Below are 23,096 nucleotides of genomic sequence, written 5' to 3' on the forward strand. Positions count from 1 at the left end.
TCAATCGAGTCAACGGTTCGGGGGGTGAGTCGGGGAGAAGGCGGTCGGGGTGATGAGCTGTGCCGCGGTGCCGCCCATGAGGGCTCGGTACTCCTGTGGGGTCAGCGGGTCATGGCCTGGTGGCCACAGCCCGGGGTCCCGCGTCAGTTCCGCCATGCGGGCCACGGAGCCAGTCATGGAGGCGAAGGGGAAGTCGGTACCCCACAGGAGGCGGTCGAGGACGCCGCTGTCGCGGGCGTGGGACAGGGCCTCGGCCACCGTCGTGGGTGACTGGTACGAGCCGAAGATCGACAGATCGGCGTACAGGTTGGGGTGGCGGGCGAGCAGGTCGACGCATGGCCGGGTCCAGGGCGTGCCGAGGTGGGCGAGGATCACCGTGAGGTCGGGGAAGTCCTTGGCCACCTGTTCCACCAGCAGCGGGGAGAAGAAGCGGGCGTCCGCGTTCCGGGAGGGTGTGTAGCCGGTGTGCATCAGCACCGGGATGCCGAGCTCCAGGGCGGTCTCGTACACGTCGTACCACCGGCGGTCGGCCGGGGACATGTGCAGATAGCACGGTGCGGTCTTCAGCCCGCGCAGGCCGAGCCCGGTGATGGCGTGGCGCAGACGGGCGGCGGCGCCCGGGGTGCCGGCGTCCACGGAGACGAAGCCGGTCAGCCGCTCGGGGTGGCGGGCGCACAGCTCGGCGACGAACTCGTTCGGCACCGAGAACCCTTCGACGCGCCGCACGTCGAAGGCGATCAGGAAGACGCGGTCCACGCCGGCCGAGTCCATCTCCGCCATGAGCTTCGTCTCCGGCGCGGAGAGTTCTTCGGGCCGCATTACGGTGGTGGCCGTCATCTGCTGGGCGAAGGCGGCCGAGTAGTGCCGGTAGTACTCGCCCGCGTGCACATGCGCGTCGATGATCACGTCCACCCCTCCTCGGGCCGTTCGCGGCAACCGGTGTCCTGCGCGGCGGTTCTGGCGTGCCAGAACAGCAGGCGGACGTCCTTGGGCTCCAGCGAAAGGTGGTCCGTGCTCTCCGGGGCGCCGTCGACGGCCTGCCGCCGTACGGTCGTGTGCACCGGCTCGGGAGCATGGTTGATCACCACACCGCAGCGCTCGTCGCCGCGGCCGAGCACGGTGGTCTCCACGGCCGGGTGGTCGGCGGTCAGCGGAGGCAGCACACCCGCCGTCTCGGCGACCGCCGCGTACAGTCGGTGCCAGTCGGTCTCCTCCAGTCGGTAGGGCGCGTTGAGCTGGGCCTCCAACGGGGCGTTGAGGTAGTGGGCGAGCCCCGCGCCCAGGCGATGGCGGGTCAGCGCGGGAGATCCGTCGGCGAATGCGGCCAGGACCTCGGCGCCCGCCGTGTCGATCACGGGGACGGGGCCGGGCTCCCACCGCAGCGGGAACCGCACACCCGCCCAGGCGAAGCCGGAGTGCGTGTCCGAGGCCAAGGTGAAGTCCCTGACGCGGACGCCGAACAGTTCCTCGTCGCCGGCGGCGTCCAGCAGGCTGCCGGTCGAGTAGAGCAGCACTCCGCCGGAGGTGACGTACCGCTCCAGGCGACGGCGGTCGGACAGCGACAGCTGCCGTGCCGAGGGGCAGATCACCAGGGCGTGCCGCTCGAGCTCCGCGTTCCGGCCGATGAACGCGTAGGGGAGATGGGCCTGTTGCAGCAGCAGGTGGGCGTAGAAGCCGGCGGGCGCGTCGCTGCCCGAGGGCGTCAAGTAGCCGCCCTCCTCCGGCTCGTGCTCGGGGAGGAAGACGCCCACCGGGGCGGGCAGCGGCCTGAACCCGGCCAGCTCGCCGGTCACGCGCCGAGCGAACGACCGGTACTCGGCCAGGGCGGGCTTCGCACGGCCGTCCGCGGCCAGCAGGCCCACCCGCCGTTCGTTGGGCCGCAGGGCGTACGGCTTGCGCTCGGTGGTGAAGTCCTGCCAGCACCATACGGCCGTACCGACCGCACCCGCCGCGAAGGCGGAGTGGGCGGCGGCTCTCAGATAGCCGGCGGCCGTGGTCTCGTCACAGCCGTAGCTTCCCAGTTCGTCGACGTAGACCGGCCGGTGGGCGGCGGCGCGCCGTACCAGATAGGGCACGAAGGAGGTGGCCTTGAGAGCGGTGACGGATTCGACATGGAACGGTGTCCACACCGGAAATCCATGAAGTCCCACCAGGTCGAGCGCGTGTGCGTGCTCGGGGCGGAAGGCGTGGCCGCCGACCACCGCGGACGCCTCGTTGGCCTGGAGGACCAGCGCACCGGGGTCGGCTTCGCGGATCGCCACCGCGAGTGTCCCCCACCATGCGCGGGCCTCGTCCGCGCCGAGGGCGGCGGACGACGCCGCGTCGACGTGGAGCACCTCGTCCCCGAGGTCATAGGCAAGGACGTTGGGTGCGTCCCGGAGCACAGTGGCGATGTGGTCGACGAAGGCCCGCTGCCGTTCGGTCATCTCCGGGTCCCGCCACAGGTCCCGGCCGTCCCGCCACGGCGGGTCGAAGCGCTGGCCGTTCATCCAGATGGTGAGCAGGGAGGGAAGACAGAACAGGCCGTGCCGGCCGGCGATCCCGGCCAGTTCCCGCAGCCGGTCGGCCATCACCGGGTCGTAGGAACCCTCCTCGGGCTCGAAGTCGGCCCAGAAGACGAAGAACCGTACAGTGTTGACGCCCGACGCGGCCATCTGCCGGAAGTCGTCGTCGATGCGGGTGCCGTCCCACTCCCGCCAGTAATCGCATCCCGAGGGGGAGGGGTGGTAGTTGACACCGACGCTGAACAGATGGCGTCCGTCGACGTGCGGCACACCGTCGGCCAACGTGACCCGGCCGCTGCTCACGATGTCGGACGCCATGCGGCGCTCACCTCCTCGGCGACCTGCCGGACCAGTGCCGGTCCCATGCCCGGGTGGATCGGCAGCGAGAGCTGGCGATCCATCACGTCCTCGGTCACCGGCAGATGGCCCGGGCCGAGGCCGTAGCGTTCCCGGTACAGGGTGAACAGGTGGGTGGGCGGGTAGTGCACACCGCTCTGGATCCGTGCCGCGCGCAGCCGGTCCTGGAGCGCCTCGCGGTGGATGTGGCCGGGCAGCACGATGGCGAACAGATGGTGAGCGCCCTCCTCGACCGGCCGGTCGGCGAACGGAACCGTGAGCCCGGGCAGCCCGGCCAGCCGCTCGCGGTACCGGCGTACGGCGTCCTGACGGCGCACCCGCGCGGCGGGCAGGGCGTCGAGCTGCACACGTCCGATGGCGCAAGCTACCTCCGTGGGACGGTAGTTGAGGCCGAGGTCGTCGACGTCGTAGAGGGAGGGCCCGCCGCGGTGGCGCTGCTGGGCGCTGACGGTGAGGGCGTGGGAGCGCAGCCTGCGTATGCGGTCGCGCACCGCGGGGTCGGAGGCGACCACCATGCCGCCCTCGCCCATGGCCAGGTTCTTGGTGGCGAAGAAGCTGTAGCAGCCGATGTCACCGACCGTGCCGAGCACACCCTGGACCGAATCGGTGACGGGTGCGTGGGCGCAGTCCTCGATCAGGGCCAGCCCGTGGGTACGGGCCAGCCGGGTGAGCGCCGTGAGGTCGGCGGTGTGGCCGCCATAGTGCATGGCGACGATCGCCCGGGTACGCGGGGTGATTCTGCTTGCGGCGTCCTCGGGGTCGAGGCAGAGGTCGTGCGCGCCCTTGACGTCGGCGAACACCGGGGTGGCCCCGGACAGGGCGACAGCCGCGGCGGCCGACACGAAGTTCAGGGAGGGCAGCACGACCTCGTCACCTGGTCCCAGGCCCAGGGCCAGAACCGCCAGATGCAGGGCGGCGGTGCCGCTGGAGACCGCGACGGCGGACTCGACGCCGAGCGCGGCCGCGTAGGCGCTTTCGAAGTCCTCGGTGACGGGCCCGGCCGACAGCCACCCGGACCGCAGGACGTCGGTGACCGCGTCGATTTCGGCTGTCCCGAACTCCGGGCCGTACAGCGGGATGTCGAAGGCCGTCATCCGCCCACCGCCCACGGGGCGCCGGTGCCCGCGCACAGCTCGGCCGCGGCCGTGCGGCCGAGGTAGCGGGCGGGGTCGGCGCGGAACGCCTCGGTGGCGAAGGAAAGCTGTTCGCGGGTGCCGATGTCGTGCCAGTCGCCGTCGATGACATAGCCCTCGATGGGCTCGCCGTGCGCGCGGGCGTCGTCGAGCAGGGCGGGCATGTCGTGCCGGGCGGCTTGCGGCAGGAAGCGCAGCAGGGAGGGTTCGAGCACATAGATGCCCGCGCTGACCAGGAAGCTCAGCCTGGGCTTCTCCCGGAAGTCGGTCACGCGCCGCTCGTCGTCGATATCCACCACTCCGTGCGCGATGTCGACTTCCTGGCGGCTGAGCGCGACGGTGGCGGATGCCTGCGACTTCTTGTGGCGGGCCCACAGATCGGCGAAGTCGATGTCGGTGAGCAGGTCCGCGTTCATGACGAGGGTGGAGTCCTCGAAGGGCGGCAGCAGTGAGAGCGGACCGGCGGTGCCCAGCGCCTCGTTCTCCAACGAGAAGTCCAGCTCCAGGCCCGACCAGCGGTTCTCGTCGAAACTGGCCTTGATCATGTGGGCTTGGTAGCCGAGGGAGAGCGTCACATGGGTACAGCCCGCCCTCTTCAGCTGCGTCAGAATGATGTGCAGGATCGGTATGCCGTCGAGGGGCATGAGCGGTTTGGGGACGGTCAGCGTGGCGGGCCGTAACCGGCGCCCCTCACCTCCGGCCAGTACCACTGCTCTCATCGGGTCTTCTCCGTTTGCTTCCGGGCGGCGATCAGCGTGCGGTAGACGGTGTGGACCCGGTCGGCGACCGCGTCCCAGCCGAGTTCGCCGCGCACCCTGTCGTAGCCGTGCGCTCCCATGGCGCGGCGTTCGGACGGGTCTGCGAGGAGTCGGCTGACCGCCTCGGCGACGGGCCGGGCGGCGGGGCGGGCGAGCAGGCCGTCGCGTCCGTGGGCGACGACCTCCCCGCTGCCGAGGAAGGTGGATGCGACGACAGGTTTGCCGCAGGCCCACGCCTCTACGTAGACGAGGGGGAAGAGGTCGGCGGTGGAGGGCACGCACACCACATCGCAGGCGGCGAGCGCACTGTGCTTGGCGTCCTCGTCGACCAGGCCGAGTTCGACGATGCGGGGATCGGCGTGCTCGGCGAACCGTTCCGCGCAGTCGTCGTCCCAGCGGGGTCCCATGAACACGAAGGAGGTGTCCGGGTGTTCCTCCCAGATGTACCGGGTCGCCTCGAGGAGGGTGACATAGCCCTTGGACCGCATCTTGCGTCCCAGGAAGAGCACCATCGGCCCTTTGATGCCGTGGCTCCGGCGGAACCGGCCGGGGTCGGCGGTGCCGGGCAGATGCGGTCCCTGGCCGATGGTGTGCAGGGCCGATGCGCGGACGCCGGCGTCCCGCAGCATGGCGTGTTCCGCCGAACTCAGTGCGAAGACGGCGTCGGCACGCCGGCATCCGTCGAGCACGGTCTCGCGGTCGGGCCAGACCTCGGGGGCGGAGGCGGGGGTGATGGCGAACGGCACGTCCCAGGCCCGCGCGAGTTCCAGCCCCGCCACGATGCCCTGCGGCTGGAAGGCGTCGAAGGCGTGGACCACGTCCGGGCGGTCGGTGTCGCCGGGCGCGGCCGGGAGCGCCTGCACGCTCACGCCCCCATTCCGCATGAACCGCGCGGTGTCCTCGTGGACCGTGCCCGTGTACACGCCCGCGTCCCAGCCGAGCCGGACCATCGAGGTGGCGAGGTACTGCGTCATCAGCTCGGCTCCGGCGCGCGCCGGGAAGTACCCGCGGTGGATGTACCGTACGCGCACGCCGCTCACGCTCCGGTCCCGCGTGCGGCGAGGTCCCGGGCGTACCACTCGCATGTGCGGCGCAGTCCCTCGTCCAGGTCCACCGCGGGACGATACCCGGTCAGTTCGCGGAGGAGGGAGATATCAGGAAGGCGCCGGACCGGGGACAAGGGCGGCGCGGGGTGGACGTCGAGGGCCGGGTGACGCCCCAGGGCGTCGAAGACCTTCCGGGCCAGTTCCCTGATGGGGATCTCCTCCTGGTCGTTGCCGACGTTGACGAGCAGCGGCTCCTTGGTGGGCAGGGCGGTCAGCGCGGTGATCGCGTCGATGGCGTCGTCGACGTAGCAGAACGCGCGCCTCTGGTCGCCGTGGATCTCGAAGGGGTCCGCTCCGCCGAGCAGCCGCTCGATGAACTCGGGGATCACATGGTCGTATCCCATCCGGGGTCCATAGACGTTGTGGAAGCGCACCATGCGGAGGGCGAAGCCGTGGGTGCGCGCGTATGTGCGGCACAACATCTCTCCCGCGATCTTGCTGAAGCCGTACGAAGAGCGGGCCACCGTGAGGTCGGGCATCATCAGCGGCACGTCCTCGGCGGTGGGCACGGGCGCGACACCGGCCTCGACACTGCCCGCGTAGGCCTCGCTGGAGGAGGCGAAGCAGAGGGTGGCGCCGGTCAGGCCGGAGAACCAGTCGAGGAGGTGGACGGTGGTGAGCAGGTTCGTGCGCAGCACCCGGCGTGGGTTGTCGTTGGAGTGGGCCACTCCGACCACGGCGGCCAGGTGGTACACCTCGGCGAAGTCGTGCGCGAGCAGTCCGTCGGGCACAGGCGTGGTCAGGTCGTGCTCGACGAGTTCGACGCTGCCGCGCACGTCGGACAGGTCCGCGTCGGACCGCCCCCGGCTGAAGTCGTCGAGCAGTGTGACATCGCAGGTGGTGGCGAGTCGGCGGGCCAGGTGCAGGCCGATGAAACCGGCGCCTCCGGTGATCAGGACCTTCTTACGCATGACCGAGCCTCATCGCCTTCGTCGAGGACGGGAGGACCCGCCAGGTGTCATAGACCAGTGCCGGATCGTCCATGCGCGCCATCAGGCCGGCGGCGTCGATGTCGCCGTACCGGGGGTGATCGTTGAGCAGGATGGCCGCGTGGGTGCCGGTGAAGCCCTCGGCCAGGTCGACCGCGCGGACGCCCAGTGACTCGATACGGTCCGGCGGCACCACGAAGTCATGGCCGACGATCTCCCCCACCCGGTCCGTGAGGAACGGCAGCAGGCGCTCGAAGGGGGCTCCGCGGAGGTCGTCGGTCTCGGGGCGGCCCTTGTAGGCGAAGCCTGAAATCAGGATCCTGGCCTCGGCCGGGTCCCTGCCCTGCTCCCACAGCCCGGTCAGGACACGTTCACCGACCCTCACGGGCATGGACTCATTCAGGGTGCGAGCGGCGGTGACCAACCGCGGTGTGTGGTCGTGCCCGGCGAGCGAGTACTCCAGCAGATAGGGGTCCTTGGTCAGGCAGCTGCCGCCGACGAACCCCGGCTTGTGGAGGGTGGGCCGTGGATAGCCGAGGTTGGCGGAGCCGATGACCTCCATCGCATCCAGACCGAGCTTCTCGGTGATGAGCGCGACCTCGTTGCCGAAGCCGTAGATCAGGTCGGTGTGGCAGTTGCAGACCAGCTTGACCAGTTCGGCGGCCTCCAGCGAGGAGACGGGTACCACCTGGCCGGTGAGGGTGGCGAAGAGCTCCGCCGCCCGTTTGCCCGCCTCGTCGGTCAGCCCGCCGACGATCTGCGGGAGGGACAGCAGTTCCGCCAGTGCCTGCCCCTGGATGGTGCGCTCCGGGCAGTAGGCGATCAGCGGTTCGGGAATCCTGCGTTGCAGGATGGGCAGCACCAGGCCGCGCGAGGTGCCCACGGGAACGGTGCTGCGCACGATGACCACGGTGTCGTCGTCCGTGCCTGCCGCGATCGACTCGGTGGCGGCCCGCAGATGGCTCAGATCGGGTGTGGTTCCGCCGGCCTCGATGGGCGTGCCGACGCAGATGATCAGGACGGGAGGCAGCTTCCGCCCGCGGATGTCGGTGGTGACGGCGAAGGCTCCGCCGGCGGCGCCGTTCCTGATCTCTTCCTCGACGCCGGGCTCGGCCAGCCTCAGCCTGCCTGCGGCGAGTTCACCGGCCACCGCGGTATTGGTCTCGTAGCCGAGCACGCTCTTGCCCGTGGCCAGCAGCGCGGCGGTGAGTGTGACGCCGACGTAGCCCAGCCCTACGACACCTACGTCGTAGTCCTCGTACTGCCTGGTCGATGGCATTGTCATAACCCCCTGAATGCGGCGTGGGAAGGTGGGGTCGCCGGTGGTTCAGCCGACAACCCAGTGGGTCTTCTCGGCTCTGCCACCGAGCTGTCGTTTCTGGTCGTCCAGCCCCTTCACCTCGGAGCCGCCGGCGTCGATCTCGCGGATGCCGTGCCGCCACATCTTCTGGAACACGGTCAGCCAGATGTACTGGGGAATCGCCGTGAAACCGGTGGAGTCCTTCAGGACACCGGTCAGCCGCTCCGGGAAGCGCATGGTCATCGTGCAGTAGAGCGATGCCCTGCGCGGACCGGTGCGTTCGCCCGCGAAGAACATCACGGGTATCTCCTCTCCGTCCTGGAGGAAGAGACCGCCGAGGTGGGCGAAGTAGTCCCGCTCGTTCTGCCCGCCGGGACGCTGGGTGATCAGCGCGCGGTAGTCCTCGGGCGTCGACCCGACCAGCGTGCCCTGCTCCCGGCGGGCGTCGAAGTACCCCTCGACAACGGCGCGGGCCCGGCGGATCTCCGGTTCGGTGTAGCCGTACGGCCGGATGCGGAGCTCCAAGTGGTCGTTGCGCTGGAGGAAGTTCTCGAACCTGCGGAAGGCGAGGCGGTTCTTGCTCTTGTACCTGCGGTGCTCCGCACCCGTGAGGTTGCCGACGCGCAGGCTGCCGTCCGGCTGCTCCTCGAGGAGTGTGTCGAGGTAGTAGACCCGGTTGGGGTGGGTCTCGTCCTCCTCGGGGGCGACCGGATGCCACGGGTCCGTGGTCACCGGAGCGAAGCCCGCGGCCAGGAAGGCCGCGTGGTCCTCGGGCGGCAGGTGCCGTACGTACACCGAGTTCTGGGCAAGTCCGGCATCGCGGACCGCCGCGATGAACGACGTGACCGCCGCCACCTTGCCCGGGCCCTTCGGCGCGACGATGTGCAGATGCTTGGCCGGGCTGTCCTCCTTGCTGAAGTAGCCGACTCCGAAGAGGTTCTCGCCGTCGTGGTAGGCCAGACCGTTGGGATGACGGGTGCTGGTGCCGCGGAGGTTGTAGCCGTTGGTGTAGAGCATCAGCCCGAGGTCGCCCATGGCGAAGGAGCCGTCCTTGAATTTCTGGATGGCTTCGAAGGACTCCTCCACGGGCCGGAGTTTGTCCCCGAAGAGGCTCTCCAGGCGGGCTTCGAACGTGTCACGTTCATGGGGAGGCAGACGCATCGCTTCTCCTGTCGTCGGCGGCACGGGTGGGCGGGGGTGCGGTCCTGCTCACGGGGCGGCCGCGGTCGGGCCGTGGCCGGTGGCGGGCCCGGCCGAGTCCCGAGCCGGTGTGCCGAGAATCCCGACGACGCCGTCGACCAGGTGCCAGAAGAGGCGCTCTCCCAGTTCGGCCGAGGCACCGGCGGCGGAGGACAGCACACCCTGGTGGGACATCACGTCCGCATCGACGGGGTGCCGGTACACCCCGGCGGGCGGCGGCGAGGGATGACTGGGGCGCTCCGCGCGGACGACGTCCGGGCGGAGATACATCATGAGGCTCGTCTCGGTCAGCCCCGCGTGTTCCGCGTGCCACCCCGGGAAACGCGGTATGTGCTCGGCGAGCCAGTCCTCGGTGACCAGGCTCCACCAGCTGAACGCGACCACCTCGGTGTCCGGGAACAGGGCGGTCGGCGCACAGCCGTCGATCGCTTCGAAGAGCAGCCCCTCGTTCTCGTAGTGCCCGTTGATCAGGACGAGCCGGCCGACTCCGAGGCGGGAGAGCGCCGCCAGGCAGCTGGTGAGATAGTCGATGAACGTGGATCCGCCGATGTGCACGGTGCCCGGAAAGTGCAGTCCGCCCCCGCTCTGCGGCAGGGATCGTGCCGAGAACGGCTGGCCGGGCAGCAGTAGACCGCCGGTCTCCGCGACGACCTGGCGCGCCAGCGCGTCGGGGATGTCCATGTCGACCGAGAGCGGGAGATGGGGCCCGTGCTGTTCCAGCCCTCCCACCGGCCAGACCAGGGTGGCGCCGCGCATGGTCCGCGGCACTTCCGGGCTGGTCAAGTCTCCGTAGCGGGATACGCTCGTGGTGCGTTGCCGCATTGCCTTCACCTCATGACCTCTTGATGCTCCGCCCCATCACGTCCACCACCTCGCCGCCTTTTGAGCCCAGCCAGCCGTCGAAGTCCTCGCGGATGGTGCGGAGGGTGGTGTGCATGTTTCGGTGCAGTGCGGTGTAGACCTGGACGACGTCGGCGCCCACGCTCAGGTACTCCGCCACGTCGGTGGCGTTCTCCACCCCGCCGCTCGCCATGAGCGGCACCGTCAGCCCGGTCCTGCGGAGGCCGAAGATTTCGGCGAGCACGAGCGGTTTGATTCCGGGCCCCGAGTAGCCGAACACCCCTCCGAGGAGCACCTCGCCCGTGTCGGCGTCCACGGCCAGCCCGGGGAGAGTGTCGCTCAGGGTGATGGCGTTCGCGCCCGAGGCCACGGCGGCATCGACACGCTCCCGCACCCGCTCCCCGGACGCCAGCTTGACGCTGAAGGGCACCGGTGTGCGGCGCCGCACCGCGGCGGTGTACGCGGCGACACGCTCGGGAGTGTCATCGAGGCCGCCCTCCTCGTTCAGGCACGAGATGCCGAGCTCCAGGGCGGGGGTGCCCGTCGCGGTCACGCGCGCGGCCAGATCGGCGAGTTCGGCGGGCGAGTCCGCGTACAGGGATGCGATCACCGGTAGCTTCTCGTCGGCGAACCGGCAGAGCATCGCGCACCAGTCGTCGACGGGACGACGGGAGTACGTAGTGCTGTTGAGCATTCCGGTGGGCAGGCGGAGCAGTCGTTCGCCGCCCGGGGTGCTGGGGTCGGGATGGATGGTCTTGGTGACCACGGCCCCCGCGCCGTCCTCGAGCAGCCTGCGGATGTTGCGCTCCTGGTCGGTGAGCAGACCGGAGCCGACGACGACGGGGGATGCCAGGCGCAGCCCGAGGATCTGTGCCGGTCCGGGTGCGGGCCGGACACCGGTCCCGGTCGCGGCCCTGGCGCCCCGCCCGGTGTCCGGGACCTCGCCGTCCTCGCCCTCGAGGCCGCTCACTCCGACATCACCACCTCTCGGCCGAGCTTGTCGAGCAGCCGGAGCAGTTCGGCGGGGTTGGCCTGGGCCTCGGCCAGGTCGAAGACGGTGACGTCGCCGATGGAGGGCAGTCCGCGCAGCAGATGGCTGGCGTTGGGCGCGAGAGGCGTGGGAGTGACGACGACGACGGGCCGGCCGAGCGCGGAGGCCCAGCCGAGTTCGACATGGGTGCCGTCGGTGCGCATCAGTTCGCCTGCCTTGTCCACGGGCAGCACCGGTACGAATACATCGCAGCGACGCATCCAGTCGAAGTCCCGCACACTGACCTGCTCTGGTGAGAACAGCTTCGTGTCGGCGCCGAACCTCTCGGCGACATGGGCCGAGAAGACCGTGCCGTGCGCGGCCGAGACGGCATCGATGATGTCGCGGATAGCGTGCCGTAACGGTTGGTGGAAGCCGTTCTGGTGGATCGCGTGCTGAATGGGGCCGCCGACGAAGACACTGACTCCGGTCAGGTCGACGCCCTCCGTCCCGTCGATGCCGGTCGCCGTGGTGTCGCTCATGACATCTCCCGATCTGCTTGGCGAAGCGCGATGTGGTGCACCTTGAGTTGCGTGTACTCCAGAAGGCCCCAGTGGCCGTACTCCACGCCGATCCCGGAGTGCCGGTGACCGCCGAACGGCACGTCATGCCGCAGGTCGCCATGGGTGTTGAGCCACACGGTCCCGCACTGCGGCAGCTCGGCCAGAGCTTGTGCCCGGTCCTCGTCGCCCCACAGCGACAGGCCCAGCCCGTACGGCGAGGCATTGGCGCGGCCGATCGCCTCGGCCGGGTCGTCGTAGGGGATGACGGGGACGACCGGGCCGAACTGTTCCTCCTCCTCGAGGCGGCTTCCGGGCGGGAGCCCGGTGACGACGGTGGGGGGATAGAAGTAGCCGGGCCCCTCGGGGACATGGCCGCCGGCCAGACACTGGGCCCCGGAACGTACGGCCTCCTCCACCATGCCCGCGACGCGGTCCCGCCCGGCACGGCTGACGAGCGGACCGTACTCGGTGGCAGGGTCGAGCCCGTCGCCCACGACGGCCGACCTCGCCGACTCCGCCATGGCCTCGGCGAGTTGGCGGTGCTGTCCGCGGGGTGCGTAGACGCGCTTGACCGCGGCGCAGAACTGTCCACTGTTCGTCATGGCGCTGGCGAACAGATCCGCCGCGACGGCCGCGGCATCCGTGCCGGGCAGCACGATGGCCGCGTCGTTGCCGCCCAGTTCCAGCACGACCCGCTTGAGGTCGGCCGCCGCCTGCCGGGCGATGGCGCGGCCGGTGCCCACCGAGCCGGTGAACGACACCAGCCGAACCGCGGGGTGGACGGTGAGCCGGGCGCCGAGCTCGGTGCCTCCGCCCACGACCGTGAACGTGCCGGGAGGCAGCACCTCGCCCAGGAGCTCTCCCATCATCAGGCTGGACATCGGAGTGTCCGGGGAGGGTTTGAGGACTACGGTGTTCCCGGCCAGCAGCGCGGGCGCGATCTTGCACACGGCCAGGAGAACGGGATAGTTGGAGGGGGCGATCGCGGCGACCACACCGTGCGGCACCCGCTCCAGGCCGATACGGGCGCCGGGTTCGTCGACCAGCCGCTCCGGTGCCAGGTCCAGACGTGCGGTTTCCGCGAACCAGTCGGCCGCCAGCCGGACTTCGTCCCGCGCCCGGTGCAGCGGCTTGCCCTGCTCCCCGGTGAGGAGTTCGGACATCGGGTCCACGGCGGCAAGCAGCACGTGGTGGCATGCGAGGAGCCGCTCCCGGCGGGTGTCGAGGGACATGGCCGCCCAGCCGGGGAGGGCCCGGGCCGCGTCGTTCAGCACCGCGTCGAGCGCTTGCGGAGTGCACCCCGGGGCGTGGGTGAACACCTCGCCGAGCGCGGGATTCTCGACCGGCGTGGGTCCGTACCGCTCGGCGCCGGGGTGCCCGGCCGGAGGCATGACACCAACCTCCGGTTCGGCGGCACGAGCGTTCACCGGTCGCCCTCCGTCCGCGTCGGCACGCGGTCACGGAAGGACTCGGCGTCGTGGTGAATGGGTTGGCCAGCAATTTCGGGCATCTGTTCCCGCCAGGAGGAAGTCGCGGAAGGGACGGTGGCCGACTGGAGGGGGCCCCGTTCGGGGGCGCCCCGTAGCGGTGTCCGCCGGCGCCTGCGCGAGAACGGCGCCACGGACGGCTCGGATGCACGGCGGTCGGCGGCGGACGGATGGACTGCGGGCCCGTTCGCCGGACATGCGCGGACCAGGGCCGCGGGAAGGCCGACCCTGCGGACCGCCGTCCGGCATCCCGCCGCCGGATCGCCTTGCCCTCTGCCGGGCCGTCGCGTTGCGGGCGGCCCGGAGAACAGTCTCACCGGGCCGCAGCCGATCGGGCACCCCCACTTTGGGCTATGGTCATCCGGCTACACCGATCGCGCGGCCGAATGCTCCTGGCGGGCGCGGCGGCGTCCGGGAAGCATCGGAGGCCCGAGACCACGTTTCGGGGATCGCCCCTTCCCGCGGAATAAGTGGGGGTGGCTGCGGCAGTGTCCGTAGCCTGCGTGCGCGGTCAGCTGATCAGTGGTCCGGCACCTCGAGCGCGTGCTCGACGAGGACACGCTCGACGTCGTACAGGAAGGCATGCACCTCGGACGGAGCGAGGGCACAGTGGTCGGCGTTGAGTATCAGCCGGATCCAGCCCGGTTCCTCGTCGTCGACCACGAGGAAGAAGGTCTCGCCCTCCTGGAACTCGTGGGGTGCGACGACGGTGTCGGTCACCGCGCTCCGCAGGGCGGCCGTGGACACCGGGATACGGTCGTCGGCCGCTTCGGGCAGGGCATGGCTCGCCCGGATGTCGTTGAAGCAGTACGAGAGGTCGATGGGCACCCCGCGCTCACCGGCGGCGGCACCGATCAGGTCCTCCACCTCATCGGGATCGTAGAGGCCGTTGGCGTACGCGGCGGTGCACGCGGCCAGGGCGCGACGCGCGATGTCCTCGACGCGGTCGCCCGCCAGATCGATCGTCGCAGCGACCTCCGCGTGCAGATTGGCCACGGTCTCGCGCAGCTCCGGCTCGGCACGGTTGGCCGTGAGCAGGCGCAGGGTGCACGAGGACAGCCCGGCGCGGCGCCCGAGGAGCAGTGCCACGACGGTCAGCAGCACCGCGGAGGTGCTCACCCGCCAGCGTCGTGCCAGCACCGGCACGGCGAGTGCCACCGCCCGGGAGTCCATGGCAGCGCTGTAGCGGACAGGGGCGGCCAGGCTGGGCCCGGAGCCCTTCCCCGGCTCCCGCCCGGCTCCGCTCTGCGGCGGGAACAGCGTGGCGGGCGCGATCGCGAGCTGGCGTAACCAGTAGGTGCGTGCGCGTCCGAGCAGGGCCCGTCCACGCGGCGAGTGCTCGAACCGGGCCTGTTCGACGGGCTGGCGGGACGTCGCGGCGGGCGGCAGGAGGCGGCCGGCCGCGCGGGCGTCCAGCAGCCGGGTCGTCTCCGAAGCCAGCAGGCGCAGCGACATCAGGTCCGCCGCCAGGTGGGATACGCAGAACGCGGCGAGCACGGGTGCTCCGTCGACGACGACGGTCATGAAACGGATCAGCGGGGCGCGCCCGGCCTCGAAGGCGGTGTGTTGCATTCGGCGCCGCCAGGCGTTCAGGACGTCGCCAGGACTCTCATCCCGCTCGGTCGTCCACACCTCGGCGTCCAACCCTCCCGATTTCTCCACCTGTTGGACCAGTGCGCCGTCGTCGTTCCGGTGGAAGCCGGTGCGCAGCGACTCGTGGCGTGCGAGCAGTTCGGCGAAGACGACGAGGATGTCCTCTTCGGTGCCATGGCCGGGCAGGTGCACCCAGTGGCACACGTTGTAGAACGCCGCATCGGGGAGTTGCCGTTCGATCAGATTCCACATGTGGCGCTGTGCACAGGTGGCCGGTGCGGTGGCGGCGCGTCGTCCTGTGAAACGGACACGGCGCTGGACGAGTTCTGCCATGGCTGGTTCCTTTCCCGGCACGCTGACGGGGGAGGGGAGGGAGATGGGGAGGGGGCGCGCTGGATCAGCGCGATACGGGGCTCACCCTAGTGAGCGCCCGTGGGGTCGTCACCGGCACGTATGGGCCTGCCCGTTCAGGGCGCACCGGCAGTGCGCCCATGGCCCCGAGAGAGGGCCACGCCCGCCCCGAGGGTCGTAGCGGCGACCGGGCGGGCATGGCCGTGCCGGCCGGTTCGGCGGACCGGCTAGCAGGCGATGAGGCCGGACTGTATGGCGGTAACCACCGCCGCCGTCCGGTTGGGGGCACCGAGCTTGAGCAACAGACTGGCGACGATGCGCTTGACGCCGTGGCTGGAGATGCCGAGGCGCCGGGCGATCTGTTTGTTGCTCAAGCCCTCGGCGAGCAGGAGCAGTACCTCGTTCTCGCGGCCGGTCAGGGACACATCGCGCTGCCAGCGGTGTGGTCCCGGATCACGGACGCGGTGCAGCAGCGACCGGGTGAGGGAAGTGGGCATGGGCACTTCCCCAGCCACCGTCCGCTGGAGCGCCTCTTCGACCGCGGAGGGGGTCAACTCGCTCCCGACCAGGAAGCCGTCGGGGACCGTGGACCCCGTGATGATTTCCTCGGGTATCTCAGGGCTGCTCAGCAGCAGCAGTACCTTCGCCCTTCGGCGCAGGGCGTCGAAGGGCGCGCCCCGATCCGGAACGTAATCGTCCTCGTGGAGGAAGAGGACGTCGACCCGGCCCGCACACAGGGCGTCCTCCACTTCGTTCCAGTCGCCGCAGTGCCTGACCTCGCTCACCAGGGGCGCTGTCGACAGCACTGCTCGCAGGCCGAGTTGCAGAAATCCGTTCGTCACAAGAGTGGTCACCACGAGCTGCTCTTCTTGGCGTGGGGGGTGGCACAGCGTCTGGCTCACTCCCGCTCCTCCTCACTGCCGCCAGGCACCTCCGGCATATGCCGGACGAAGAGGACCGTGCTGCCCCCCGTGCCGGCCGCCGCAGGTCATGGCCTGCTTGTTGCTTCTGATAGGCAATAGCAACTTATTTTCAACTACCTCAGACAGAGTATCCAGGCTTGTCGATCTACATCAACCATTCCATGCCACCCCGGGTGGCCGACCTTGAGTCATGCGGATGGCCACGGAAATTTTGAGTCAGCGCGACAGTTTAATTTTCACTCGATGGCTTGATTCGTATCTGCTTGGTCCGGCTTTCGTTTTTCTCGGAAAACAAGTACCTTCCATGCCACGGCACGCCCACAACGTCCGGCGCGGCCGTGGAACCCCGATCACGCAGACCCGACCTCTTACTCCGGACGTATGCGCAAGCCCCACTGAGCAGGGAAATCAACACCTCACCCGGCTCGCCGCAGCCTCGGTCGCGCGAGCTCGCCGCTCTCTCGGTGGCCCGCGCCGACTGCTGTCTGGGGCCGCTCCGCGGTGCGGCCCGCGCAACGGCGGCATGACCCGCAAACGCTGCGGCGGCCGGTCACCCCTTCCGTGTCGGCCACGTCGACCCGGCAGAAATTGAATGCCAGGGCCGGAAATTCCACGTGCCGTCCGGGGTCCAAAAATTCGATAGATCATGGCCGAAAATCATGGGCCTTTGTTTTTCCGGACCGTGTCGGCCCGGGATGCCACGGCCACCGACACCAGCGAAGGAGAGCCGATGACCGCCGAAACCGTCGCGGACGGGAGGGATCCGGCCGCCCCGGCAGCACCAGGCGCCGCCGGCTCCGGCACCGGCGCTCAGGACAGCGTGATCCGCTGGCTGCTGGCACAGATGCGGCCCTTCCGGCCCTATGTCGTCCTCCACCTGCTGGGAAGTGTGGTCTGGCAGTCGCTGAACGCGGCCATCCCCCTGGTCACCGGTCTGGCCTTCGACGAAGTCCTCGAACAGAGCGGCACGGCAACCGACTTCGGCACCTTTCACGCCATCGTCGCCGGTCTGCTGGCGCTCGTCCTCGTCCGGGCACTGGGCGGCATCACAGCCACCTACTCCCTGGAGTCCTTCGCCAGTGGCCTGGAACGTGAGGCACGCGCCCAGGTGTTCGCCAACCTGCTCCGCAAAGGGCAGGGCTACTTCAACCGGCGGCGCGTCGGCGATCTGACGGCCCGGGCGACCGGCGACGCCGAGTCGCTGAACCTGATGGTGTCGCCCGGCTACGACATGGCGGTCGATCTGGCACTGAACATCCTGCTGCCGGTCGTCTTCGTCGCCCTGGTGGATCCTCGGCTGTTGGTGTCCCCCGTCGCCTTCGTCCTGCTGTTCGCGGTGGCCCTGGCCGAGCACGGGCGGCGCCTGGAGCCGGTGTCCGACCTCGCCCGGGAACGCTTCGGCGATATGACGGCCCAGGCCACGGAGAGCATCGCCGGTATGGAGGTCGTCGAGTCGACCGGCGGAGCCGACCAGGAGCGGGCCCGGTTCGCCGAACTGGCCGCGGCCTACCGCGACGCTTCGGTACGCCAGGTCCGCACCCAGGCACTGGCCCTGCCCCCGCTGCTGCTGACCCTCGCCACCGCGGGCGCTCTGGTGCACTGCGTCATCCTGCTACGCGCAGGCTCCCTCAGCACCGGTGAACTCGTCGCCGTGCTGGGGCTGATGGGCACCCTGCGGGCACCCACCCAGCTCGCCTCATTCAGCCTCGGACTCATCTACCTCGGCATGGCCGGAGCACAGCGGATCAAGGAGGTCGCCGACGACCCGGACGACGAGGACGAGCAGTGCGGTCGGCACGTCGCGCACATGACCGGCGAAGTGGCCATGGAGCACGTCACCTTCGGCTACGAGCCCGGCGAGCCCGTACTGCGGGATGTGTCCTTCCGAGTGGCGCCCGGTACCACGGTGGCCGTCGTCGGCCCCACCGGCAGCGGCAAGTCCACCCTGCTCAGTCTGCTCAACCGCACCTACACACCGGATGAGGGACGGGTCCTGATCGACGGTGTCGCCACCACCGACTGGGACACCAGGTCACTGCGCTCGCAGATCGCGGTCATCGAGCAGGACGTGGTGCTGTTCTCCCGCACCATCGCCGAGAACCTCGCTCTCGGTGCGGACACCGGCGTCGATCGCGCACGGCTGGAGGATGCGGCCCGCACCGCACAGGCCCACGACTTCATCATGGCGGGCGAGGGCGGCTACGACACCGTCATCGGTGAACGTGGCGTCACCCTCTCCGGCGGGCAGCGCCAACGCCTCGCCATCGCCCGCGCTCTGGTGGCCGACCCCCGCGTCCTCGCCCTGGACGACGCCACCAGCGCGGTCGACAGCGCCACCGAGTACGAGCTACAGCGCGCCATGCGGCAGGCATCGGCCGGACGCACCACGTTTCTGATCACCCCCAGGCTGTCCCGCATCCGTGCGGCGGACCACATCCTCGTCCTGGACGCCGGCCGGATCGTCAGCCAGGGCAGCCACGAACAGCTCCTGCGGGGGTGTTCGTTCTACCGCCGGATCTTCGCGCCCTATCTGACCGAGCCGACCCCCGCCGGTCCGCACGGCGCGGGCGCAAAGGAGGAGAGCCACTGATGGCGCACTTGCTGGAAGGCATCGAGCCGGACGACTACGGCCGCCGTCACGGGGACCGCGAACTGGCCCGCCGGATCGCCCCGTACTTCCACGGCAGACGCGGTGCGGTGGTGTTCGTGACCATCGCCGTGGGCATCGCCGCGACGGCGGGCAGCGCCGTTCCCCTGCTGCTGGCCCGGACCGTGGACTCGGCCCTGGGCGACGAAGGCGACGGCCGGGTCGCCCTGCTGGTGACGGCCATCCTCGCCGCGGGAACGGTCGCCTGGCTGTTCACCTTTCTCCAGGAGCGGGTGACCGGAACGCTGGTCGGTGACGTGGTGTGCACCCTGCGGGAGCAGGTGTTCGCCGCGGCCATGCGGCAGGACATGGCGTTCCATGACGCCCACCCCACCGGGGTGGTGGTCAGCCGGGTCAGCAACGACACACAGTCCTTTGCGACGCTGGTCAGTCTGGTGCTCAGCCTGTTCGGCCAGGTGTTGATGATCGGAATCCTGCTGGCGGCCCTCTTCGTGATCAATGTGCCGCTGGCCCTGGTGACGGCTCTGGTGGCCGCGGTCGTCATCGCCGTCAGCCTCGCCTTCCGCCGTGCGGCACGCAGCGCCTCCCTGCGGCAGCAGGAGGCGCTGGCGCAGGTCAACGGTTATGTGCAGGAGACCCTGCGGGGGATCACCGTGGCGCGGAACCACGGCCATCAGCAGTCCGCGCAAGCCGGCCTGGACGAGGTCAATCACCGCTGGTTCCGGGCCAGCGTCCGGCTCAACCGCATGTTCAGCGGCATCTTTCCGCTGTTGATCTCGCTGACCGGACTGGGCACCGTCGCCGTGGTCCTGGTGGGCGGACACCGGGTGGACGCGGGGGGTGTCTCAGCCGGCGAATGGGTGCTGTTCCTCGAGGCCCTGGCCCTGTTCTGGTCGCCGCTCACCAGCATCGCCTCCTTCTGGAGCCAGCTCCAGCAGGGTCTGGCCGCGGGGGAGCGGGTCTTCTCGCTCATCGACCGTGAGCCTGCGGTGCGCCAGCGCGACCGGATCCCGGTCGTGAGCCTGCGGGGCGAGATCGCCCTGCGCGACGTCCACTTCGGCTACGACGCTCAGCGCCCCGTACTCACGGGCGTGAGCCTGACCGTCCCGGCGGGGCACACCGTGGCGCTGGTCGGGCACACCGGGGCCGGCAAGTCCAGTGTGGTGCGGCTGATCATGCGGGCCTACGAGTTCCAGAAGGGGAGCATCGAGGTCGACGGGCAGGATGTGCGCACCCTGGACCTCGAGCAGTACCGGCGCTGCCTCGGCGTGGTGACCCAGACGCCGTTCCTCTTCTCCGGGACCGTGGCGGACAACATCGCCCGCGGCCGACCGGCCGCCGGCCGCGACGAGCTGGAGGCCGCCGCACACGCGGTGGCCGGCGGCGACTGGCTGGCACAGCTCCCGCAGGGTCTGGACACGCCGACGGACGAGGGCGGACGCAACCTGTCCACCGGTCAGCGGCAACTCGTGGCTCTCGCCCGCGTCTTCCTCCAAGACGCCCCCGTGCTGATCCTCGACGAGGCCACGGCCAGTATCGACCCCCTGACGGAAGCCCAGATCCAGGAGGGCTTGGACGCACTCACCGCGAACCGTACGACCATCGTCGTCGCCCATCGTCTGCCCACCGTCCGCAAGGCCGACACGGTCGTTGTCGTCGACGACGGACGGATCATCGAGGAGGGCGACCACACCACCCTGCTCCAGCGCGGCGGTGCCTACAGCCGACTCTACGAACGGTATTTCCGCTACCAGCAGCCCGACGACGATCCCGCGGGCGAGGCGCTGCCGCTCGCAGCGCCCGGGGAGTCGCATGCGGGCGTGGCCGGGTCCGGACCGGCCACCCCGGCGGCCCCGCAGGGAGAGGAGGACGTGATCGATGCCCACCGCATCTGACGCCCCGGTGACGCCCGCGCCCGGGACGCTCGGACACCTCCTCGCCGCCGCGTGCCGAGCCCGACCGGACGCCGTTGCCGTGCGGTGTGGGGACGACGTCCTGACCTACGGTGAGCTGCGCGAGCGCGTACGGGCGACCGCCCGCCATTGGCAGGGCCTCGGCCTCGCCTCGAACGGCACACACGGCACCGTGGGACTGCTCATGGAGAACACCCCCGAATGCGTCGTGGCCTTTCTCGCCGCCGCGCACCTCGGGGTGCGGCTGGTCCCGCTCGAAGCAGGTACCACCCCGTCGCAGCTGGCCGGACTGCTGGACACTGCGGGTCCCCTGTTCGTCGTGGGGCACGAGGCGGGCCTCCGTACGCTGAGGGGCTCCACGCAGCAGGGCCCGCGCGACGGTGTCCTCGTCCCGGTGGAGGAGCCGGACGGAGACACTCCACGGGGGACGGGCGGCGAGGAGCCGCCGACAGCCGCCAGTCCCGATGCCCCCTTCCTGTACCAGTACACCTCCGGTTCGACCGGGCACCCCAAGGCGGCGGTCCACACGCAGCGCAACCTCGTCAACGGCGGTGACGCCTACGCACGCGCCTACGACATCAACGAGGACGACCGTGTCCTGGCCGGTGTTCCCCTGACGCACTCCTTCGGCATGGTCGCCGGGCTCGTCACGGCACTGCGCGCCGGAGCGCAGATCGTCCTCCTCGGCCGCTTCACCCCCGCTCGCCTCCTGCGAGCCCTGGACATCCACGCCTGCACGGTGCTGGTCGCCGCTCCCATGGCCTATGACCTGACGACGCGTGCCGCCGTCGGCCCGCATACCCCGAACCCCCCGCGCAGTCTGCGACTGTGTCTCTCGTCGGGCGCGGCCCTGCCGCCCGCCGTCGCCCAGCGTGCCCGGGAGCGGCTCGGGCTGAAGATCCAACAGGTCTACGGCTGTACGGAGGCCGGAGTCATCGCCGCCCAGCGTCCCGAGGACGACGCAGGCGCGGATCGCGGTGTGGGGCGGGCCATGCCCGGCGTACGCATCCGTGTGGTCGACGAGCGAGGGCACGATGTGCCCAGTGGGGAAGTGGGGTCGCTGCTGGTGCGTACGTCCGCGATGTTCACGCACTACGTCGACCACCCCGAGGCCACACGGCGGGCCTTCCGCAACGGCTGGTACGTGACCGGCGACATGGCCCGCCTCGGCCCCAAGGGGCACCTGCACCTGGTCGGGCGCAAGGACTCCTTCATCAACGTGGGTGGCAAGAAGGTGAATCCCCTCGAGGTCGAGCAGGCGCTGCTGGCCCACCCGGACGTCGTCGAAGCGGTGGTGTGGGGAGAGGAGACCGGTGACACCGGTGAACGGGTACGGGCCACCGTGGTCGCGCGGGCACCGCTGTCCGCGGACCGGCTCACGGCCCACTGCCGGGCCCGGCTCCTCCCTCACCAGGTGCCCCTTGCGGTCGACTTCGTCGCCTCGCTGCCGAAGAGCTCCCTGGGCAAGGTCAGACGAGCCGCAGTGCCCGCCGCCACCCGACTGGTGCACCCGACGGACGCGGGTGACGGCCTGACCGGCGGTGGTCGGTCAAGCTGAACACCGAGCCGGGCGGTACCGAGTGCTGAGCGCCACTCCCTGAGCCCGTCAGGACGGTCTGCGCGGTGGGGGGAGCCGGTTCAGCAACTCCCACAGGGGCTGGGAGCCGCCCGCCCACTCACCCAGCAGACGGCGGTCCACCAGATGCAGCCGCTGCGACGTGGCCAGCGGAGGACACTTGGAGGTGAAGCGGCCGTTCGTCACCAGGACCACGACGTCCGCACCGTGCAACTGCCGGGCGGTTCCGTTGAGTACGTGCAGATCCGGGGTCCCGACGGGGGAGCCGTTCAGGCCGTTCCGGCGGTGCTTGCACTGGATCACCCAGCGGCGCCCGAAAGGATCCGTGGCCTTGACGTCTGCCCCGTTGTCTCCGGCCCCGCCCACCTGGACCGCGTCGGAGCAGCCGTCCCTGCTCATCAAGTCCCGCACGGCGTGCTCGAACTGCCGGTGGTGCAACGCGTCCAGCTGCGCCAGCGCATACCGCAGCCCCCGCCTCCGTACTGCCTCCCACTGCGCACGCTGGCCTCGGTGATAGAGCCATCCGCCACCCGCGACCGCGGCCACGAAACCAGCGACGGCCAGGATCCACCAGTGCTCCAACAGCCAGGTCACGACCGTCACCACAAGGCCAATCGCCGCCGCGGCGACGATCAGCACCACTAACGGGTCGGAAGCCGGAGCCTTCTTGGAACGCCGCCGCCGACGGGGCCTTGCGGGAGAACGTCGGCTCATCCCCGCTCACCCCCCGAGTGGAACTTGATCGGATAGGACACCGTCGAGCGAGGCTCCGGCTTCCGGTCCTTCCCGCTTCTCTCGAACTTGATCGGATAGCGCACCGACTCCCGCGGCTGAGGAGCCTTGCCACGCTCCGCACCGGAACCCGAACCCGAACCGGAACTGGAACCCGAACCGGAACCAGAGCCGGTATCGGATCCAGTGCCACCACTCGCTCCGATCACGACCAGCGCGACCACACCGAGGAGTGCCGTCTGAGCCTTCGCCC

General features: G+C 70.2%; 18 protein-coding genes. 3 read left to right on the plus strand and 15 right to left on the minus strand.

All coding sequences use genetic code 11. From position 1 onward, the window contains the following. Window positions 1-9: 9 nt before the first annotated feature. The 14 genes from JK363_RS21440 to JK363_RS44255 form a co-directional block, all read right to left on the minus strand. A complete protein-coding gene (locus JK363_RS21440) occupies window positions 10-906 on the minus strand; it encodes an amidohydrolase family protein (protein ID WP_201876602.1) in 897 nt (298 codons plus the stop codon). Continuing rightward, window positions 903-2,822, minus strand: coding sequence for a beta-galactosidase trimerization domain-containing protein (locus JK363_RS21445; protein WP_201876603.1), 1,920 nt, complete (start codon window positions 2,820-2,822; stop codon window positions 903-905). Before JK363_RS21445 ends, JK363_RS21440 begins: the two co-directional genes overlap by 4 nt. Further along, complete coding sequence (locus JK363_RS21450; RefSeq protein ID WP_201876604.1) at window positions 2,804-3,955, minus strand: DegT/DnrJ/EryC1/StrS family aminotransferase; 1,152 nt, start codon at window positions 3,953-3,955, stop codon at window positions 2,804-2,806. Before JK363_RS21450 ends, JK363_RS21445 begins: the two co-directional genes overlap by 19 nt. Continuing rightward, on the minus strand, window positions 3,952-4,713 hold the full coding sequence (locus tag JK363_RS21455; protein ID WP_201876605.1) for a nucleotidyltransferase family protein: 762 nt from the start codon (window positions 4,711-4,713) through the stop codon (window positions 3,952-3,954). The genes JK363_RS21450 and JK363_RS21455 overlap by 4 nt, the downstream gene beginning before the upstream one ends. Beyond that, window positions 4,710-5,783: a glycosyltransferase family 4 protein gene (locus JK363_RS44250; protein ID WP_307821813.1), complete on the minus strand. Its 1,074-nt coding sequence runs from the start codon at window positions 5,781-5,783 to the stop codon at window positions 4,710-4,712. Before JK363_RS44250 ends, JK363_RS21455 begins: the two co-directional genes overlap by 4 nt. 5 nt (window positions 5,784-5,788) lie before the next feature. Further along, the gene (locus JK363_RS21465) at window positions 5,789-6,769 is read right to left on the minus strand and encodes an NAD-dependent epimerase/dehydratase family protein (protein WP_201876607.1); all 981 of its coding nucleotides are present in this window, start codon (window positions 6,767-6,769) and stop codon (window positions 5,789-5,791) included. Next, window positions 6,762-8,066 carry a nucleotide sugar dehydrogenase gene (locus JK363_RS21470; protein WP_201876608.1) on the minus strand — a complete coding sequence of 435 codons (1,305 nt, stop codon included), beginning with the start codon at window positions 8,064-8,066 and terminating at the stop codon, window positions 6,762-6,764. Before JK363_RS21470 ends, JK363_RS21465 begins: the two co-directional genes overlap by 8 nt. A gap of 48 nt (window positions 8,067-8,114) precedes the next feature. Further along, complete coding sequence (locus tag JK363_RS21475) at window positions 8,115-9,248, minus strand: hypothetical protein (RefSeq protein WP_201876609.1); 1,134 nt, start codon at window positions 9,246-9,248, stop codon at window positions 8,115-8,117. Between the two features lie 48 nt (window positions 9,249-9,296). Then, on the minus strand, window positions 9,297-10,070 hold the full coding sequence (locus JK363_RS21480; protein WP_236075990.1) for a creatininase family protein: 774 nt from the start codon (window positions 10,068-10,070) through the stop codon (window positions 9,297-9,299). Between the two features lie 49 nt (window positions 10,071-10,119). Beyond that, window positions 10,120-11,097, minus strand: a complete 978-nt coding sequence (locus JK363_RS21485; RefSeq protein ID WP_307821814.1) for a beta/alpha barrel domain-containing protein — start codon at window positions 11,095-11,097, stop codon at window positions 10,120-10,122. Further along, a complete protein-coding gene (locus JK363_RS21490; RefSeq protein ID WP_201876611.1) occupies window positions 11,094-11,639 on the minus strand; it encodes a nucleoside 2-deoxyribosyltransferase in 546 nt (181 codons plus the stop codon). The genes JK363_RS21485 and JK363_RS21490 overlap by 4 nt, the downstream gene beginning before the upstream one ends. Further along, on the minus strand, window positions 11,636-13,087 hold the full coding sequence (locus JK363_RS21495; protein WP_307821815.1) for an aldehyde dehydrogenase family protein: 1,452 nt from the start codon (window positions 13,085-13,087) through the stop codon (window positions 11,636-11,638). Before JK363_RS21495 ends, JK363_RS21490 begins: the two co-directional genes overlap by 4 nt. 579 nt (window positions 13,088-13,666) lie before the next feature. Beyond that, window positions 13,667-15,073: a condensation domain-containing protein gene (locus JK363_RS21500; protein ID WP_201876612.1), complete on the minus strand. Its 1,407-nt coding sequence runs from the start codon at window positions 15,071-15,073 to the stop codon at window positions 13,667-13,669. 245 nt (window positions 15,074-15,318) lie between these two features. Next, window positions 15,319-15,993, minus strand: coding sequence for a helix-turn-helix transcriptional regulator (locus tag JK363_RS44255; protein ID WP_201876613.1), 675 nt, complete (start codon window positions 15,991-15,993; stop codon window positions 15,319-15,321). Between the two features lie 751 nt (window positions 15,994-16,744). Here JK363_RS44255 and JK363_RS21510 point away from each other — a divergent pair. The 3 genes from JK363_RS21510 to JK363_RS21520 are packed head-to-tail and all read left to right on the plus strand — an operon-like array spanning window position 16,745 to window position 22,093. Beyond that, window positions 16,745-18,604, plus strand: a complete 1,860-nt coding sequence (locus JK363_RS21510; RefSeq protein WP_201876614.1) for an ABC transporter ATP-binding protein — start codon at window positions 16,745-16,747, stop codon at window positions 18,602-18,604. After that, a complete protein-coding gene (locus tag JK363_RS21515; protein ID WP_201876615.1) occupies window positions 18,604-20,517 on the plus strand; it encodes an ABC transporter ATP-binding protein in 1,914 nt (637 codons plus the stop codon). The genes JK363_RS21510 and JK363_RS21515 overlap by 1 nt, the downstream gene beginning before the upstream one ends. Further along, on the plus strand, window positions 20,501-22,093 hold the full coding sequence (locus JK363_RS21520; protein ID WP_201876616.1) for a class I adenylate-forming enzyme family protein: 1,593 nt from the start codon (window positions 20,501-20,503) through the stop codon (window positions 22,091-22,093). Before JK363_RS21515 ends, JK363_RS21520 begins: the two co-directional genes overlap by 17 nt. Window positions 22,094-22,141: 48 nt before the next feature. Here the strand turns inward: JK363_RS21520 and JK363_RS21525 are convergent, their stop codons facing one another. Then, a complete protein-coding gene (locus JK363_RS21525; protein WP_201876617.1) occupies window positions 22,142-22,825 on the minus strand; it encodes a restriction endonuclease in 684 nt (227 codons plus the stop codon). Between the last annotated feature and the right edge of the window lie 271 nt (window positions 22,826-23,096).

Source organism: Streptomyces coffeae (assembly GCF_016741875.1).
GTDB lineage: Bacteria > Actinomycetota > Actinomycetes > Streptomycetales > Streptomycetaceae > Streptomyces > Streptomyces coffeae.

Bases quoted from the DNA above. Each gene is read 5' to 3' on its own strand.
- JK363_RS21450 (WP_201876604.1), bottom strand. From the start codon at position 3,955: ATGACGGCCTTCGACATCCCGCTGTACGGCCCGGAGTTCGGGACAGCC.
- JK363_RS21515 (WP_201876615.1), top strand. From the start codon at position 18,604: ATGGCGCACTTGCTGGAAGGCATCGAGCCGGACGACTACGGCCGCCGT.
- JK363_RS21465 (WP_201876607.1), bottom strand. From the start codon at position 6,769: ATGCGTAAGAAGGTCCTGATCACCGGAGGCGCCGGTTTCATCGGCCTG.
- JK363_RS21470 (WP_201876608.1), bottom strand. From the start codon at position 8,066: ATGCCATCGACCAGGCAGTACGAGGACTACGACGTAGGTGTCGTAGGG.
- JK363_RS21525 (WP_201876617.1), bottom strand. From the start codon at position 22,825: ATGAGCCGACGTTCTCCCGCAAGGCCCCGTCGGCGGCGGCGTTCCAAG.
- JK363_RS21475 (WP_201876609.1), bottom strand. From the start codon at position 9,248: ATGCGTCTGCCTCCCCATGAACGTGACACGTTCGAAGCCCGCCTGGAG.
- JK363_RS21520 (WP_201876616.1), top strand. From the start codon at position 20,501: ATGCCCACCGCATCTGACGCCCCGGTGACGCCCGCGCCCGGGACGCTC.
- JK363_RS21500 (WP_201876612.1), bottom strand. From the start codon at position 15,073: ATGGCAGAACTCGTCCAGCGCCGTGTCCGTTTCACAGGACGACGCGCC.
- JK363_RS21455 (WP_201876605.1), bottom strand. From the start codon at position 4,713: ATGAGAGCAGTGGTACTGGCCGGAGGTGAGGGGCGCCGGTTACGGCCC.
- JK363_RS21445 (WP_201876603.1), bottom strand. From the start codon at position 2,822: ATGGCGTCCGACATCGTGAGCAGCGGCCGGGTCACGTTGGCCGACGGT.
- JK363_RS21510 (WP_201876614.1), top strand. From the start codon at position 16,745: ATGACCGCCGAAACCGTCGCGGACGGGAGGGATCCGGCCGCCCCGGCA.
- JK363_RS21490 (WP_201876611.1), bottom strand. From the start codon at position 11,639: ATGAGCGACACCACGGCGACCGGCATCGACGGGACGGAGGGCGTCGAC.